The organism is Pseudomonas sp. C27(2019) (assembly GCF_008807395.1).
Classification (GTDB): Bacteria; Pseudomonadota; Gammaproteobacteria; order Pseudomonadales; family Pseudomonadaceae; genus Denitrificimonas.
Window position 1 is genome coordinate 1777430 of record NZ_CP043320.1, and the last position, 16277, is coordinate 1793706.

At 48.3% G+C, this 16277-nt stretch carries 12 protein-coding genes and 3 tRNA genes; 1 reads left to right on the plus strand and 14 read right to left on the minus strand.

What is annotated here, in order from left to right; translation table 11 throughout:
• Nucleotides 1-7: 7 nt before the first annotated feature.
• The 5 genes from flhA to mgtE all read right to left on the minus strand — a co-directional run bounded on the left by flhA (nt 8) and on the right by mgtE (nt 7157).
• Entirely contained in the window at nt 8-2104 is a 2097-nt protein-coding gene (flhA, locus tag FXF61_RS08075; RefSeq protein ID WP_371921508.1) for a flagellar biosynthesis protein FlhA, read from the minus strand.
• Nucleotides 2105-2304: 200 nt separating this feature from the next.
• Nucleotides 2305-3441: a sodium ion-translocating decarboxylase subunit beta gene (locus FXF61_RS08080; protein ID WP_151184786.1), complete on the minus strand. Its 1137-nt coding sequence runs from the start codon at nt 3439-3441 to the stop codon at nt 2305-2307.
• Between the two features lie 10 nt (nt 3442-3451).
• Nucleotides 3452-5221: a sodium-extruding oxaloacetate decarboxylase subunit alpha gene (oadA, locus tag FXF61_RS08085; protein WP_151184787.1), complete on the minus strand. Its 1770-nt coding sequence runs from the start codon at nt 5219-5221 to the stop codon at nt 3452-3454.
• A gap of 24 nt (nt 5222-5245) precedes the next feature.
• Nucleotides 5246-5503 (minus strand): OadG family protein, encoded by a 258-nt coding sequence (locus FXF61_RS08090; RefSeq protein WP_151184788.1) that lies wholly within the window; start codon nt 5501-5503, stop codon nt 5246-5248.
• Nucleotides 5504-5714: 211 nt separating this feature from the next.
• The gene (gene mgtE, locus FXF61_RS08095; RefSeq protein ID WP_151184789.1) at nt 5715-7157 is read right to left on the minus strand and encodes a magnesium transporter; all 1443 of its coding nucleotides are present in this window, start codon (nt 7155-7157) and stop codon (nt 5715-5717) included.
• Nucleotides 7158-7447: 290 nt separating this feature from the next.
• On the opposite strand from mgtE, the gene FXF61_RS08100 reads away from it, so the two are divergent.
• Nucleotides 7448-7921, plus strand: a complete 474-nt coding sequence (locus FXF61_RS08100) for a DUF4124 domain-containing protein (protein ID WP_178087278.1) — start codon at nt 7448-7450, stop codon at nt 7919-7921.
• 102 nt (nt 7922-8023) lie between these two features.
• On the opposite strand, the gene FXF61_RS08105 is transcribed toward FXF61_RS08100, so the two are convergent.
• From FXF61_RS08105 to FXF61_RS14885, 9 genes are all read right to left on the minus strand, one after another.
• Nucleotides 8024-8100, minus strand: a tRNA-Arg gene (locus tag FXF61_RS08105).
• A gap of 67 nt (nt 8101-8167) precedes the next feature.
• Nucleotides 8168-8244 (minus strand) — tRNA-Arg (locus tag FXF61_RS08110).
• Between the two features lie 96 nt (nt 8245-8340).
• Nucleotides 8341-8431, minus strand: a tRNA-Ser gene (locus FXF61_RS08115).
• A 61-nt stretch (nt 8432-8492) separates the two neighbouring features.
• A complete protein-coding gene (csrA, locus tag FXF61_RS08120; RefSeq protein WP_151184791.1) occupies nt 8493-8684 on the minus strand; it encodes a carbon storage regulator CsrA in 192 nt (63 codons plus the stop codon).
• A gap of 308 nt (nt 8685-8992) precedes the next feature.
• Nucleotides 8993-10222 carry an aspartate kinase gene (locus FXF61_RS08125; RefSeq protein ID WP_151184792.1) on the minus strand — a complete coding sequence of 410 codons (1230 nt, stop codon included), beginning with the start codon at nt 10220-10222 and terminating at the stop codon, nt 8993-8995.
• 190 nt (nt 10223-10412) lie between these two features.
• Nucleotides 10413-13034 (minus strand): alanine--tRNA ligase, encoded by a 2622-nt coding sequence (alaS, locus tag FXF61_RS08130; RefSeq protein ID WP_151184793.1) that lies wholly within the window; start codon nt 13032-13034, stop codon nt 10413-10415.
• A gap of 125 nt (nt 13035-13159) precedes the next feature.
• Nucleotides 13160-13450, minus strand: coding sequence for a topoisomerase II (locus FXF61_RS08135; RefSeq protein ID WP_151184794.1), 291 nt, complete (start codon nt 13448-13450; stop codon nt 13160-13162).
• A gap of 75 nt (nt 13451-13525) precedes the next feature.
• Nucleotides 13526-14755: an aspartate aminotransferase family protein gene (locus FXF61_RS08140; protein WP_151184795.1), complete on the minus strand. Its 1230-nt coding sequence runs from the start codon at nt 14753-14755 to the stop codon at nt 13526-13528.
• A gap of 1335 nt (nt 14756-16090) precedes the next feature.
• A complete protein-coding gene (locus FXF61_RS14885; protein WP_178087279.1) occupies nt 16091-16255 on the minus strand; it encodes a hypothetical protein in 165 nt (54 codons plus the stop codon).
• Between the last annotated feature and the right edge of the window lie 22 nt (nt 16256-16277).

Genomic DNA, 16277 nt, shown 5'->3' on the forward strand with positions numbered 1-16277 from the left:
CCCTCGATCAATTTTGTCCTACCGTTGCCACGATAGTCACCTGCTTGTTATCTGGAATCTCTTGGTAAGCCAACACATGCATACTGGGTACGGCCAGCCGAGCAAAGCGCGACATCATGGCTCGAATCTGCCCAGCGACCAACAAGACCACTGGCTTACCAAGCATTTCCTGACGCTGCGCCGCCTCAATAAGAGACTGCTGTAATTTTTCAGCCATTCCAGGTTCGAGCAATACACCCTCATCTGAACCTTGCCCGGCCTTCTGCATACTGTTAAGCAATATCTGTTCCAACCTTGGCTCCAGAGTAATCACAGGCAGCTCTGGCTCAAGCCCGACGATGCTTTGCACGATTGCACGTGATAAAGCAACCCGCACCGCAGCAACGATGACGTCAATATCTTGACTGCGTGCAACTGTTTCAGCTATGGCCTCAGCAATACTGCGGATATCACGCACTGGCACTTGCTCTTGCAAGAGGCTTTGCAAAATTCTGAGTAACGCCGACAGCGATACCATGCCTGGCACCAGCTCTTCCGCCAGCTTAGGCGAACTCTTTGCCAGCACTTGCATCAGTTGCTGCACTTCTTCATGGCCAAGCAGCTCATGTGCATGTTTGTTAAGAATTTGGTTCAAGTGGGTGGCCACTACGGTGCTGGTATCAACCACGGTGTAACCCAAAGACTGCGCTTGATCACGCTGGCTAGGCTCAATCCATACAGCCTCTAGGCCAAAGGCAGGATCATGGGTAGCCACACCACTGAGCGTACCAAACACTTGCCCCGGGTTAATCGCCAACTCACGCTCTGGATACACCTCAGCTTCAGCCACAGTCACCCCCATCAGGGTTAGACGATAGACATTCGGTAACAGATCCAAGTTATCGCGGATATGCACCGATGGCATCAAGAAGCCCAGATCTTGCGACAGCTTCTTGCGCACACCTTTAATTCGCGCTAACAGCTGACCACCCTGATTACGGTCCACCAATGGAATTAAGCGATAGCCCACCTCCAAACCCACCATATCCACCGGCTTAACATCATCCCAACCCAGCTCGCGATTTTCTGCGGTTACCGGTGCTGGCAGTTGCTCCTGTTCACGCTGCTCTTGCTCGACAATCGCCAACTCTTTTTTATTTTCGCGCTGCCAAATCAGAAACGCACCACCAGCTGCCAGCAAGCCTAAACCAATAAATGACACATGCGGCATGCCCGGCACAGAACCCATGGCAATTAAAATAGCAGCTGATACAGCCAAGGCTTTAGGCGAGGTAAACATCTGCCGATTGATCTGCTCGCCCATATCTTCAGAGGTGGTCACTCGCGTTACCATTACCGCCGCAGCAGTAGACAACAGCAGCGACGGCACTTGTGCAACCAGACCATCACCAATGGTCAATAGCGCATAAACCTTACCGGCATCCACAAAACTCATTGAGTGCTGGGCAATACCAATGGCAATACCGCCGAGCAGGTTAATAAACAGAATCAACAATCCCGCAATCGCATCACCACGGACAAACTTACTGGCACCATCCATCGAGCCATAAAAATCTGCTTCCTGGGCCACATCACTGCGACGAATTTTGGCTTGTTCTTGATCAATCAAACCGGCGTTTAAATCAGCATCAATCGCCATTTGTTTACCTGGCATCGCGTCCAAGGTAAAACGTGCACTGACTTCGGAAATGCGCCCCGCACCTTTAGTTACCACGGCAAAGTTAATGATCATCAAGATCGCAAAGACCACGGCACCCACGACATAGTTACCGCTGATCACCACTTCACCAAAGGCCTGAATCACTTTACCTGCAGCATCACCACCATCATGCCCGTGCAACAACACCACACGCGTGGAAGCCACGTTAAGCGCCAAGCGCAATAAGGTTGCGACCAACAAAATAGTCGGAAACGCAGCAAAATCCAGCGGACGCATGGCATATACGCCGACCAGAAGCACAACAATTGACAAAGCAATGTTAAAAGTAAAGAGCACGTCCAGTAAAAACGGCGGGACGGGCAGCGTCATCATTCCTAAAATGACCAACAACAGCAAAGGCACGCCCAAGTTGCCCCTTTTGAGCAAAGCTAGGCCGGAGTGCATATTACTTTTTAGTTGCGAGTTATTCACAGAACATTCTCTTATTGATTCAAGTGCTTAAGCACTAAATATTGACGCAAAGGCGATCACTGCCTCCATGTAATGCAAGAAGCAGTCCACATAGAATAAAAACACACATTTAAAATAATAAAGGCCGCCCCAGTGGCGACCTTTATTAAGTCAGTAGCTTTAAAACACCTGCGCTAGCCGACAAAACTTAGCAACACACCCGCCGCTACTGCAGAAGCAATCACGCCGGCCACGTTGGGCCCCATTGCATGCATCAGTAGGAAGTTTTGCGGGTTAGACTCAAGCCCAACCTTATTGGATACGCGCGCCGCCATCGGCACCGCTGAGACGCCAGCAGAACCAATCAAGGGATTGATTTTAATGGCGCTGAACTTGTTCATGATTTTCGCCATGACAATACCCATTGCAGTACCGGCACTAAACGCCACCATACCAAGCAACAAAATACCCAGGGTTTTCATATGCAAGAATGATTCAGCAGATAACTTTGAGCCAACTGTCAAACCCAAGCCAATGGTAACGATATTAATCAATGCATTACGTGAGGTGTCTGCTAAACGCTCAACCACACCACTTTCACGCATCAAGTTACCAAAGGCGAACATACCTACCAGTGGTGCTGCGTCCGGCAACAGCAAGCCGATCAGCAAACATAAAACCAACGGAAAGATGATTTTCTCAGCCTGGCTCACATGACGTAACTGCGACATAACAATGGCGCGCTCTGCCGGTGTGGTTAGCGCACGCATAATTGGCGGCTGAATCAACGGCACCAGCGCCATATAGGAGTACGCTGCTACGGCAATGGGCCCCAGCAGATCTGGTGCTAAGCGCGATGTCACATAAATCGATGTTGGTCCATCCGCACCACCAATAATAGCAATTGATGCGGCTTCTTTGAGGGTGAACTCCAAGCCAGGAATACCCAGCATGCCGATGGCTAAGGCGCCCAATAAGGTACCAAAAATACCAAACTGCGCGGCAGCACCTAAGAGCAAGGTTTTTGGATTAGCCAGCATCGGGCCAAAATCGGTCATAGCACCGACACCCATAAAGATTAGCAGCGGAAACACGCTGGTCGGTAAGCCCACATCATACAACAAGGCTAATATGCCGCCGGTTTCTGCCATGCCTGCTGCTGGAATATTGGCCAAAACACCACCGAAACCGATTGGAATCAGCAGTAACGGCTCAAAACCTTTGCGTATCGCCAAGAAAACCAAACCCAGACACAGCACTATCATCAAGGCTTGCCCAGCCTCAAGTTGATAAATGCCCGTGCTGTGCCATAGATTTAAGAGCTTATCCATTATGCAACCCTCATACTATGGTCATCAGGCTATCGCCAACCGAGACGGCATCACCCACTTGCACGTTTACGCTGCCAATGACACCACGACGGAACGCTCGAATTTCAGTTTCCATTTTCATGGCTTCTAAAATAATGACGACTTCACCTTCATCAACAGCCTGCCCTGGCTTGATTAATACTTTAAAAATATTACCTGCTAAAGGCGCACCTTGTGGATCTCCCGCACCAGTCGGTGCAGAAACAGGCGCACAGGCAGCGGCCTCACCAATCGGTTTCAGACCTTCAATATCACCCCCCTCATTAACCTGCACAACAAAGGTTTGCCCATTGACTTCAACGGTATAAGCTTGCGGACTTGAATCTGCACCTGCAGCAAGCTCATTGCCCGTCGGCATCGGCTCAAACGCATCAGGATTATCGCGATTTTCTAAAAACTTAAGGCCAATCTGCGGAAATAGAGCGTAGGTTAAGACATCATCAATCACATCATCAGCTAAACGTATGTTTTTCTCTTTGGCTAGAGCTGTTAGCTCAGCGGTGAGTTTTTCAACCTCATCTTCAATCAGATCGGCAGGGCGGCATTCAACCGCTTTTTCACCATCCAAGACCCGCGCTTGTAATTCAGCATTAAACGGCGCAGGCGCGGCACCGTACTCGCCTTTTAACACGCCAGCAGTTTCTTTGGTGATCGACTTGTAACGCTCACCGGTCAGCACGTTAATCACTGCCTGGGTACCGACTATTTGCGAGGTCGGCGTGACCAACGGAATAAAGCCTAAATCTTCACGCACGCGTGGGATTTCTGCCAACACTTCATCAAACTTGTCACTGGCGCCCTGCTCTTTCAGCTGACCTTCCATATTCGTCAGCATACCGCCTGGCACTTGCGCAACTAGAATACGTGAGTCAACACCTCTGAGCGTTCCTTCAAATTTTGCATACTTTTTCCGTACTTCACGAAAGTAAGCAGCAATTTCTTCCAGCAACAACAAATCAAGGCCGGTGTCATGTTCAGTATTTTGCAACATTGCTACGACCGACTCAGTTGGCGAGTGACCGTAAGTCATAGAAAATGAAGAAATTGCGGTATCAACGTTATCAATCCCTGCCTCTACAGCTTTAAGAATAGCCACTGAAGATAAACCTGCGGTGGCATGGCACTGCATATGCACAGGAATCGACAGGCTGGCTTTAAGCTTACTGACCAACTCAAAGGCCACATAAGGCGTTAAAATACCCGCCATATCTTTGATGGCAATGGAATCAGCACCCAAGTCTTCAATTTGCTTAGCCAAATCAACCCACATTTGCATGTTATGCACGGGGCTGGTGGTGTAGGAAATCGTACCCTGGGCATGCTTGCCATTGGCTTTGACTGCTTTTAAAGCACGATCAAGGTTGCGCGGATCGTTCATCGCATCAAATACGCGAAACACATCAACACCATTGATCGCTGCACGCTCAACAAAGGTGTCCACCACGTCATCGGCATAGTGACGATAACCCAGCAAATTCTGGCCACGCAGTAACATCTGTTGCCGAGTATTGGGCATGGCTTTTTTCAGCGCACGGATACGCTCCCACGGATCTTCACCTAGATAACGAATACAAGAATCAAAAGTTGCACCGCCCCATGTTTCAACTGACCAAAAACCAACTTGATCAAGCTTGCCGGCGATAGGCAGCATATCCTCTAGGCGAACACGCGTGGCTAAGATGGATTGGTGAGCATCACGTAATACAACGTCAGTTATACCGAGTGGCTTTGTAGCAGTCATCAGGAAAACTCCGTATGGGTACACTCAGCCGCGACGGGCGCGGTGCTGTTTAATGGCAAGCTGGATGGCTTGTAAGGTGTCTGCATCAATAGGCTGCACGCTATCAACCTGTACAGTTGCTGCAATAGCAGTCGCAGCATGACTGGTATCCGGTGCTAAGCGCTCTAAAATCGCAGACATCGCACGAATGCAAAAAATAAGTAAGACCAAAAATATAAAAACGAAACCCATACCAAATAGCATGAGTTCAACGCCTTCAAGAAGAAGTTGCTGAGTAGTCATATACGCCCCATTTTTCCGAAGTGGCTGTGGACATTATTGTTATATAAGCTCATAGCGCAACTGACCCAAGAGCCTGCACGTTACGACCAAAACGCCGGAACATTAACGCGAATCTCTACCTATTGGCAAATAATAGAATATTTTCACCTAGACACAGAATGTGATTTTGTAAAGACAAATGAGCACAGTCATCACCGATCTATTGCCAGTGTTAGAGCAAAAACACTGTCGCCAAACCAAGAAATATAAAGAAACCGCCACTGTCCGTCATAGCTGTAATCAGAACACTCGAACCCAAGGCTGGATCACGCCCCAAGCGTACCATCGTCATGGGAATAATCACCCCCATCAAAGCCGCTAGCAGTAAATTCAGGGTCATTGCCGCAGTCATCACCACACCCAATGACCAGCTATCATAGAGCAGCCAAGCAACAAGGCCGATCACGCTGCCCCAGATAACGCCATTGATAAATGCAACACCCAATTCTTTGCGCATTAAGCGCGTGGTATTGCCTGTCGATAATTGATCCAACGCCATAGCACGGACAATCATAGTGATAGTCTGGTTACCTGAGTTGCCGCCAATTCCTGCAACAATCGGCATTAAAGCAGCCAAAGCCACTAGCTTCTCAATCGAGTCTTCAAATACACCGATCACCCGTGACGCCACAAATGCCGTAATTAGATTGATAGCCAGCCATGCCCAACGGTTCTTTAGTGACTTCCAAACCGAAGCAAAAATATCTTCTTCCTCACGCAAACCAGCACGGCTTAAAGCTTCGCTTTCTGACTCCTCACGAATCAAGTCAACCATTTCATCAACGGTTAAACGGCCGATCAGTTTGCCACTTTTTTCTATAACGGGTGCAGAAACCAAGTTATAACGCTCAAACGCTTGTGCGGCAAAAGAACCATCTTCATCTGGGTAAAAGGTCACTGCTTCATCAGCCATCACCTCATGCACCATGCGATCAGGATCATTGACCAACAAGCGCTTAATCGGCAACACGCCTTTCAAAAGGCCAGCCATATCCACGACAAAAAGCTTATCGGTCTGATCCGGCAATGCTTTTAGGCGGCGCAAATAACGCAAAACCACTTCTAGGGTGACATCTTCGCGAATGGTCACCATTTCAAAGTCCATGATGGCACCAACCTGCTCATCATCGTAGGATAACGCCGAACGCACACGCTCGCGCTGCTGCTCATCCAAAGACTCCATCAGACCCTGCACCACATCGCGCGGCAGCTCGGGCGCTAGATCAGCCAGTTCGTCGGCGTCCAGATCCTTGGTCGCAGCAATGATCTCATGCTCATCCATGTCAGCAATCAGTGTTTCACGCACAGCGTCGGAGACTTCTAGCAGGATGTCACCATCGCTTTCGGCTTGCACCATCTGCCACACTGTCAGACGGTCTTCTAAGGGCAACGCCTCAAGAATGTAAGCGATATCTGCTGGGTGCAATTCAGCCAGTTTTTGCTGCAGCTCGGCCAAATGCTGCTGCTGCACCAACTCATCAACCCGTGCTTGGTGATCGCTGCCTTGCCGCGCAACACTTTCCTCAATCAATCGATGTCGTTGTAAGAGCTCAAGAACCTGTGAAAAACGCTCGTGCAGGCGTCCCTGGGGTTTTCTCTCTTCAACTTCAGACATAAATGAGGTGCTCCATCCCTTCCGAGCAATGCGGCAGAGAATTTATTAGGTGTGCATGGAGATTGTTCAGTGGGAAGGCTAACTATTAAAAACCATGCTAAATCAGTCGTATACAAATTTAATCTGCAGCAATAATACCACTGTAACCAAGCTTTGCATCTAACAATTACAGCCCATGATCGACATAGAGCAGTTAACACTCTAGTTATTTCCATAACAGCGACTACACTGAAGCACACTCCAGCAAGGAGTTTTTAAAACCTAAACTCAGTATGTCAAGGATGACGATCATGCAAAAATACCTTTTGCTGTGCTTGTTTTTTACTAGCTGCCACAGCCAGCTGCTCAGCGCTGCGACACAGGTGTATAAATGCACCACCAGCAACGGCGCGGTAACCTTCAGCGATAAAGCCTGCGCAGCCAGCACAACACAAGACACTCACCAACTAAAAGCACCGATGACAATCCCTGCCTTAAGCGCAAGCACCATCAAAAAAGCGCTTTCCAAAAAAAAGAAAAAACCAGTGCGCGTGACTGTAGTAACAGATAATGACCATCCCTGCGGGGCTTTTGATCCAACCCAGCGGCGCTCGCATTTAGTCCGCAAGCAGGTTAAAAGCGGTATGAGTCGAGCCGAAGTAGAAAGCATGTTTGGCAAGCCTCTAACCCAACGTAGCCATAACGGCAAAATTAGCGCCACCTACCGCAGCGCTAAGAATAAAAAACGCAGCGTGCGCTTTGATCAGCATGGCTGCGTGCCTTAGCTTTATTGCTGCTAAAAGAACGATTCTACAACTCAGATAAGTGTTGAAAAAACCAATAACACCGGCAAAAAAAAACCTGCAATCAATGCAGGTTTTTTAATATGGCGGACTCAGGAGGATTCGAACCTCCGACCGCTCGGTTCGTAGCCGAGTACTCTATCCAGCTGAGCTATGAGTCCACGTGGTGCTTATCCAGATCACCGCTGGTGTTGCCTAAACGATCTAGTATCACTAAATCGTTTAATATGGCGGACTCAGGAGGATTCGAACCTCCGACCGCTCGGTTCGTAGCCGAGTACTCTATCCAGCTGAGCTATGAGTCCATTTCGGTGCGTATTATAGAGCTATTTGCTTGATTATCAAGGTGTTTTAATTTTATTTAAAACGCTTCAATAGCTTATGCTCTGCAACACTAAATATGGCGGAGAGGGAGGGATTCGAACCCTCGACACCCTTTTGAGGTGTACTCCCTTAGCAGGGGAGCGCCTTCGGCCACTCGGCCACCTCTCCGTAACACGGGGCGTATATTACCTACATTTTTAGTAATTGCAAAGCATAAAAGCAAAATGCATCAAATACTTGCATCATCCCTATCTTCTTTCTCTTTTTGGATGCGTTGATAGATTTCTTCACGGTGCACAGCAACCTCTTTTGGCGCGTTTACACCAATGCGGACTTGATTGCCCTTAACACCTAATACAGTGACAGTTACTTCATCACCAACCATCAGTGTTTCTCCAACACGACGCGTTAATATCAACATTTTATATCTCCTTGTAACAACAATTTAGGTTTACAGTCTGCATCTGTAAGTTATAGACAGCGTACACCCCATCACGTGGTTTTGCACATGATAGATGTCGCCTTTTTATTCGACCAATCCAACTATCATCACAAGTTTGTAAGTAAAAAATTAAAAAAACATCCTTATCAGTGACACCGCATCATCAGCTACACATAAATAAAAACATTATAAATTCAAACTTAAACAAACCCATTTGCTGGATTCGCCAATAAAACGGGGCAAGTGCAATACCTTTGCTGCACTTAGGTTTTATTTAGTAACGTACCTTATTTGCTCGCTGCATCAAGACCAAAAGCGGTATGAAGCGCACGCACAGCAAGCTCAACATATTTCTCTTCAATCACGACAGAAATTTTAATTTCTGATGTTGAGATCATCTGAATATTAATATTCTCTTTCGCCAATGCCTCAAACATACTGCTGGCAACACCCGGATGTGAGCGCATGCCGACACCCACAATGGACACCTTAGCAATACTAGTGGTTCCAGCCACTTCACCAGCGCCAATCTCTTTTGCAGTCGCCTGCAGCACTTCTAGCGCTTTATCATAATCAAGATTACCCACAGTAAAAGTAAAGTCTGTGGTGTTATCTTTAGATACGTTTTGCACAATCATATCAATGTCGATATTAGCGGCACTAATGGGCCCTAATATCTTAAAAGCAACCCCTGGGGTATCTGGAACACCGCGAATGGTTAACTTGGCTTCATCGCGATTAAAGGCAATACCAGAAATAATCGGCTGTTCCATGCTGTCCTCATTATTATCAGTCGTAATTAAAGTGCCGGGACCTTCTTCAAAGCTATGTAATACGCGCAGTGGCACATTGTATTTGCCGGCAAACTCAACAGAGCGTAACTGTAAAATTTTCGAGCCTAGACTGGCCATTTCTAGCATTTCTTCAAAAGTAATACGATCTAGGCGCTGCGCTCGTGACACAACACGCGGATCAGTTGTATAAACACCATCCACGTCAGTGTAAATATGGCACTCATCGGCCTGCAATGCTGCAGCCAAAGCCACTGCTGTAGTGTCTGAACCACCACGCCCCAGTGTGGTAATATTGCCGTGCTCATCAACACCCTGAAAGCCAGCAACAACAACCACTTTGCCAGCCTTTAGCTGCGCATGCACCTTGTCATCATCAATGCTTAAAATACGTGCTTTACCATGCTCACTGTCGGTAACAATCGGCACTTGAGCGCCGGTAAAGGATATTGCCGGCACGCCAATTTTATTCAGCGCAATCGCCAGCAAAGCAATAGTCACTTGCTCGCCGGTGGCAATCATCACATCCATTTCACGCAGAGATGGTTTAGCACAGACGTCTTTAGCCAATGCTAGTAAGCGATTGGTTTCTCCACTCATAGCTGAAACAACCACAACAACGTCATCACCGGCTGCGCGAAACTTTGCCACCTTTTGTGCGACCTGCTCAATGCGCTCAGGCGAGCCCACCGAGGTGCCGCCAAACTTTTGTACGATCAACGCCATTTTACTGCCGCCTTATTCATCGTTAGCGTTCAAAATATTACGATTTAACTGATAAGTAGCTGGCATTAACAGACCCGAACTGCGCCGCAATTTGCAACTTGCGCAACTCACTTCTTATCCTGCTCAGCAGCTTATCAGCACCCTCTTGTGCTGTGCTCAGGCCTTAGCCAGCACAGCAACCTCCATTCATTTACTTGCTGGCCACATACTCTGCAGTAACAGCTAAGGCTGCATCCAACTTAGCCAGCTCGACACCACTGCCCTGCGCCATGTCAGGACGACCGCCGCCTTTACCACCAACCACTGCAGTGGCCTGCTTCATCAAATCACCGGCTTTAAACTGACCGGTCAAATCTTTAGTCACACCGGCGACTAAGACAATGCGCTCATTGTGCACACCGCCCAATAGAATGACGGCACTGCCCAATTTGTTTTTCAGCTGATCAATTAATGCCAGCAAATCTTTGCCTTCTAATCCGTCTAGGCGCGCAGCAAGCACCTTAACGCCATTCACTTCGACAGCAGAAGATGCCAGATCACTGCCCGCCGCACTGGCAGCTTTGGCTTTGAGCTGTTCAACTTCTTTTTCTAGGCTGCGCTGCTGATCCAACAAGGCTTGCAGTTTGTCTAAGACATTCTCACGATTGCCTTTAACCATGCTCATAGCTTGTTTGAGCTGCTCTTCTGCGCTCGTTACCCAGTTCCAGGCTGTTTCACCGGTAATCGCTTCAATGCGGCGTACACCAGCAGCGACACCGCCTTCACTGGTGATTTTAAACAGACCAATATCGCCCGTACGCTGCGCATGAATACCACCACAGAGCTCGACTGAGAAACCATCGGCCATACTCAATACGCGTACTTGATCGCCATACTTCTCACCAAATAAGGCCAACGCACCTTTTGCTTTAGCGGTTTCAATATCAGTCACTTCAGTGCACACAGGGGTATTATTGCGAATTTCTCGGTTAACGCGCTCTTCCAAAGCTTTAATTTGCTCTGGGGTCACAGGCTCAAAGTGGCTAAAGTCAAAGCGTAAACGCTGACTGTCTACTAACGAGCCTTTTTGCTGCACATGCTCACCTAAAATATCGCGCAACGCAGCGTGCAAAATATGCGTCGCTGAGTGGCTCAATGCGGTGGCGTGGCGCACCTGATCATCCACTTGGGCGACAACGCTATCGCCAACCTGCAGCGTACCTTGGCTGACCGAACCATGATGCAGGAAAGCAGTGCCACTTTTTGTTGTATCAGTGATATCAACGCGCAAGTGCTCAGCCGATAAATACCCGCAATCGCCGACCTGACCACCAGACTCTGCATAGAATGGCGTGCGATCAAGCACGATCACTGCCTGATCACCTTCCAAAGCAGAATCCACACTAACGCCATCTTTTAGAATCATGAGCACAGTCGCATCAGCCTGATGCGTTTGATAGCCTAAGAACTCCGTCTCACTATCAATTTTAATCAATGCGTTATAGTCAATGCCGAATGAGCTGGCAGAGCGCGCGCGCTCACGCTGGGCATGCATTTCACGCTCAAAGCCCACTTCGTCAACCGTCAACTCACGCTCTCGGGCGATATCCGCGGTTAAATCCATCGGAAAACCGTAGGTGTCATACAGCTTAAATACCACTGAACCGGGTATCACTGTACCGTCTAAGTCATCTAAGTCCTGCTCAAGAATGCGCAAGCCTTGTTCCAAGGTTTTTGCAAACTGCTCTTCTTCGGTTTTTAAAATACGCTCAATCTGCGCCTGCTGCTGTTTCAGCTCGGGAAACGCATCACCCATTTCTTGCACTAAAGCCGAGGCAATTTTATAAAAGAAACTGCCGCTTGCGCCCAGCTTGTTACCATGGCGGCAGGCGCGACGAATAATGCGGCGCAACACATAACCACGACCATCATTGGACGGCACCACGCCATCGGCAATCAAAAAGCCGCAAGAGCGAATATGGTCAGCAATCACTTTGAGCGAAGGGTTGTCATTGTTTTCACAACCCACTGCTGCTGCTACTGCCGCGAGTAGGTTTTGGAACAAATCAATCTCGTAGTTGGAATTGACATGCTGCATCACCGCGCTGATGCGCTCCAGGCCCATGCCCGTATCCACACTGGGCGCAGGTAACGGATGCATGACACCATCAGCAGTGCGGTTAAACTGCATAAAGACGATGTTCCAGATCTCGATATAACGGTCACCATCTTCTTCAGGCGAACCTGGAGGGCCACCCCAGATGTGCTCGCCGTGATCATAAAATATTTCTGAGCACGGGCCGCATGGACCGGTATCACCCATCGCCCAGAAGTTATCTGAAGCATAAGGTGCGCCGCCGTTATCACCGATGCGAATCATGCGCTCGGCTGGCACGCCCATTTTATTGACCCAAATATCATAGGCTTCGTCGTCCGTTTCATAGACAGTCACCCAGAGCTTCTCTTTGGGTAGCCCCATCCACTGCTCGGAGGTTAAAAACTCCCAAGCAAATTGAATGGCATCGGGCTTAAAGTAATCACCGAAGCTGAAATTTCCCAGCATTTCAAAAAAAGTATGGTGGCGCGCAGTGTAGCCCACGTTTTCTAAGTCATTGTGTTTACCGCCAGCACGGACACATTTTTGACTGCTGGCTGCACGCGTATAGGCGCGTTGTTCTAAACCCAAGAAGCAGTCTTTAAACTGATTCATGCCCGCATTGGTAAATAATAGCGTGGGGTCATTGGCTGGGATCAATGAGCTGGAGGCTACGCGGGTATGACCCTTGTCTTCAAAGAAGCGAAGGAAGGCTTCACGGATTTCTGCGCTTTTCATATATTCTTCCACAATTAAATAACGGTCATGCCTATTAAATACAAACGGCTTAACGACTCAAAGGGCGCATTATATCGCTGATACGCGCTTGCTGCAGCCTTTCCTGAAAACAGCTCAATCAAGGATCAATGATTGCACTCATCAGTGTGCACATGATCATCTTCGAGCAAGTCTGCTGGGTCGGCCGGCTCCATTTCGAGCTGTAAGCTGACTAAGTTGGTGGCTAAAGGACGCAGCAAAAGACTCGCGTACTCAGTATCGCCCTCTTCCACGTCAACACCGATTAGCAATTGGCCATTACCGGCTGTTTGCACCCAAATTTCCTTACCCTGCCAAATCACCGCAAAGCGTGTGCAAGAGGTTTCTGTTTGTTCGCCATCATCATTTTCAAGAAGTAACTGTAAATCTGTGTTCATGCTATGGATTACCTAAATTAAAAAAATAAGCGCCCAGTGCCTGTACTGCAGCACTGAGCGCTGAACATCTATGCGTTATGCTTGTGCCTGGCCAACAAACTCGATGATTGCACGTTCAAAACGCGCCAGGCCTTCATCTAAATCAGCTTGCTCAATTACTAAACTGGGAGCAAAGCGCACCACATCCGGCCCTGCGACTAATACCAACAAATCTGCTCGCTCAGCGGCAGCCATTAGCGCGCCAGCTTTGCCTTTGTACTCTTTATTAAGCACTGCCCCGACCAATAAGCCTTTACCACGCACCAACTCAAAAAGATTGTACTTTTCACCCAGCGCACGCAGCTTTTCGCGCAAGTACTCACCTTTGCTTATCACGCCATTAAGCACTTCAGGGGTGTTGATAATATCCATCACAGCTTCACCGACCGCACACGCCAGCGGGTTACCGCCAAAGGTGGTGCCATGTGTACCGACAGATAAATGCTCAGCATACTCATTGGTGGTTATCATCGCTGATATGGGGAAACCGCCACCTAGGCTTTTCGCGGTGGTCAGCACATCTGGCGTCACACCATACAACTCATAAGCAAACAACTTACCGGTACGCCCCATGCCTGATTGCACTTCGTCAAAAATCAGCAGTGCATCATACTTATCACACAAAGCACGTACTGCTTGTAAATAAGCCTGATCTGCAGGTAAGACACCGCTTTCGCCTTGAATCGGCTCAAGAATAACGGCACAGGTGCGCTCAGAGATTGCTGCTTCCATGGCGGCTAAATCATTATAAAGCACATGAGTGATACCTTCTGGGCGCGGTCCAAAGCCTTCAGAATACTTTGATTGACCACCGACGTTGACGGTAAACACTGTGCGCCCGTGAAAGCTGTTAAAGGTTGAAATAATCTCATGCTTATCTGCACCAAAACGATCGCTAGCGACTTTACGTGCCAGTTTTAACGCGGCTTCATTGGCTTCTGCACCTGAATTGCTGAAGAAAACGCGATCAGCAAAGGTGGTTGCGGTGAGCTTGCGCGCCAAACGCAGGGCTGGCTCATTGGTGAAGATGTTGGAGACATGCCACAGCTTATGCGCTTGTTTGGTTAATGCTTCAACCAGCACTGGATGGCAGTGACCAAGGCCATTCACAGCGATGCCGCCGGACAGATCAATCAGCTCGCGTCCATTTTGATCCCAGAGTCGCGAACCTGCGCCGCGCACGGGTACAAAACCTGCTGGTGCATAGTTGGGCACCATAACTTGATCAAAATCAGCGCGACTGACCTGCGCCTCTGGAATGGACATGCCTGCTCTCCTGGATAAAATCCTGTTAGATAAGTACGTTACTTTTAAATAGTGCTGTTACGTGGGCGCTTAATTGAACACTGCTCAGCAGTAATATGGCGCGTGTCAGCACAATGCAGCAGTTTAAACCTAGATCAACAAAAAGCGCAGAGTAAAACGGACTTTTCTGCACAAATCGGCTCTTTTACGCTATTTCTGATTTTTTTCCAAGGTTAATAGTGCATTTCAGTCAATGCGCGGCATATATTAATTTTTCTTGCAGTTTTTGATCGCTGGTTTGCTGGTCATTGCGTACTTCAGGGTTGGTGTTTTCCATCAATGAGCCCGCCCATCGTTCAACTCCAGCGCGTGTAGATACTATTTGAGGCTTTTACTGCTTTCTTGTTGAAGTTGTGTGGCATAGCGTACTTCGGAATTGGTGTTTATCCGTCGATGAGCCCATCCGGGGCTCAACTCCGGCGCTCACCATCCCTGGCTCGCTTGTCACACCAACCCCGAAGCACTCGTTGATCAAAGGCGTTGTTAGCACGATTGATATAAGGCTCGTCTGTTTCTGCAAACGTTTAAGTTAACTGTGTGGATTGTTGTTTTACTTTCGGTACTCACAATATTAAAAATAACCAGAAATACTGTATATCAACAAAGCAAACTGCTTTAAAAGAGCCATGCTACACACTTGAAAACAACATCAATGATCAATAGCAGTGTGCGGGTGTTGTGGCGAGCGAAGCCAGGGATGGCGTAGCGCCCGCATCACGCCAGGATGGCGTGTTAAGGGAAGAACAACACCTGCACGCTGCAACATGCACCAATTGTTCCTGAAAGTTTTTTTACTTGAGGTGCGCTGGTCATTGCGTGGCATAGCGTACTTCGGGGCAGGTGTTTGTCCGTAAGTTTTTAACAGCTTGAGCGTGGCATACCGTACTTCGGGGCAGGTGTTTTTCCGTCGATGAACCCATCCTGGGTTCAACTCCTGCGCTCACCATCCATGGCTCGCTTGTCACACCAACCCCGAAGTACTCGTTGATCAAAGGCGTTGTTAGCACGATTGATATAAGGCTCGTCTGTTTCTGCAAACGTTTAAGTTAACTGTGTGAATTGTTGTTTTACTTTCGGTACTCACAATATTAAAAATAACCAGAAATACTGTATATCAACAAAGCAAACTGCTTTAAAAGAGCCATGCTACACACTTGAAAACAACATCAATGATCAATAGCAGTGTGCGGGTGTTGTGGCGAGCGAAGCCAAGGATGGCGCAGCGCCCGCATCACGCCAGGATGGCGTGTTAAGGGAAGAACAACACTTGCACGCTACAACATGCACAGATCATGCTCAATGCTCTTGCTTCAAAAGAGCCATGCTACACACTTGAAAACAATACCGATGATCAATAGTAGTGTGCGGGTGTTGTGGCAAGCGAAGCCAAGGATGGCGTAGCGCCCGCATCACGCCAGGAGGGCGTGTTAAGGGAAGAACAACACCTGCACGCTGCAACATGCACAGATCATGCTCATTGCTT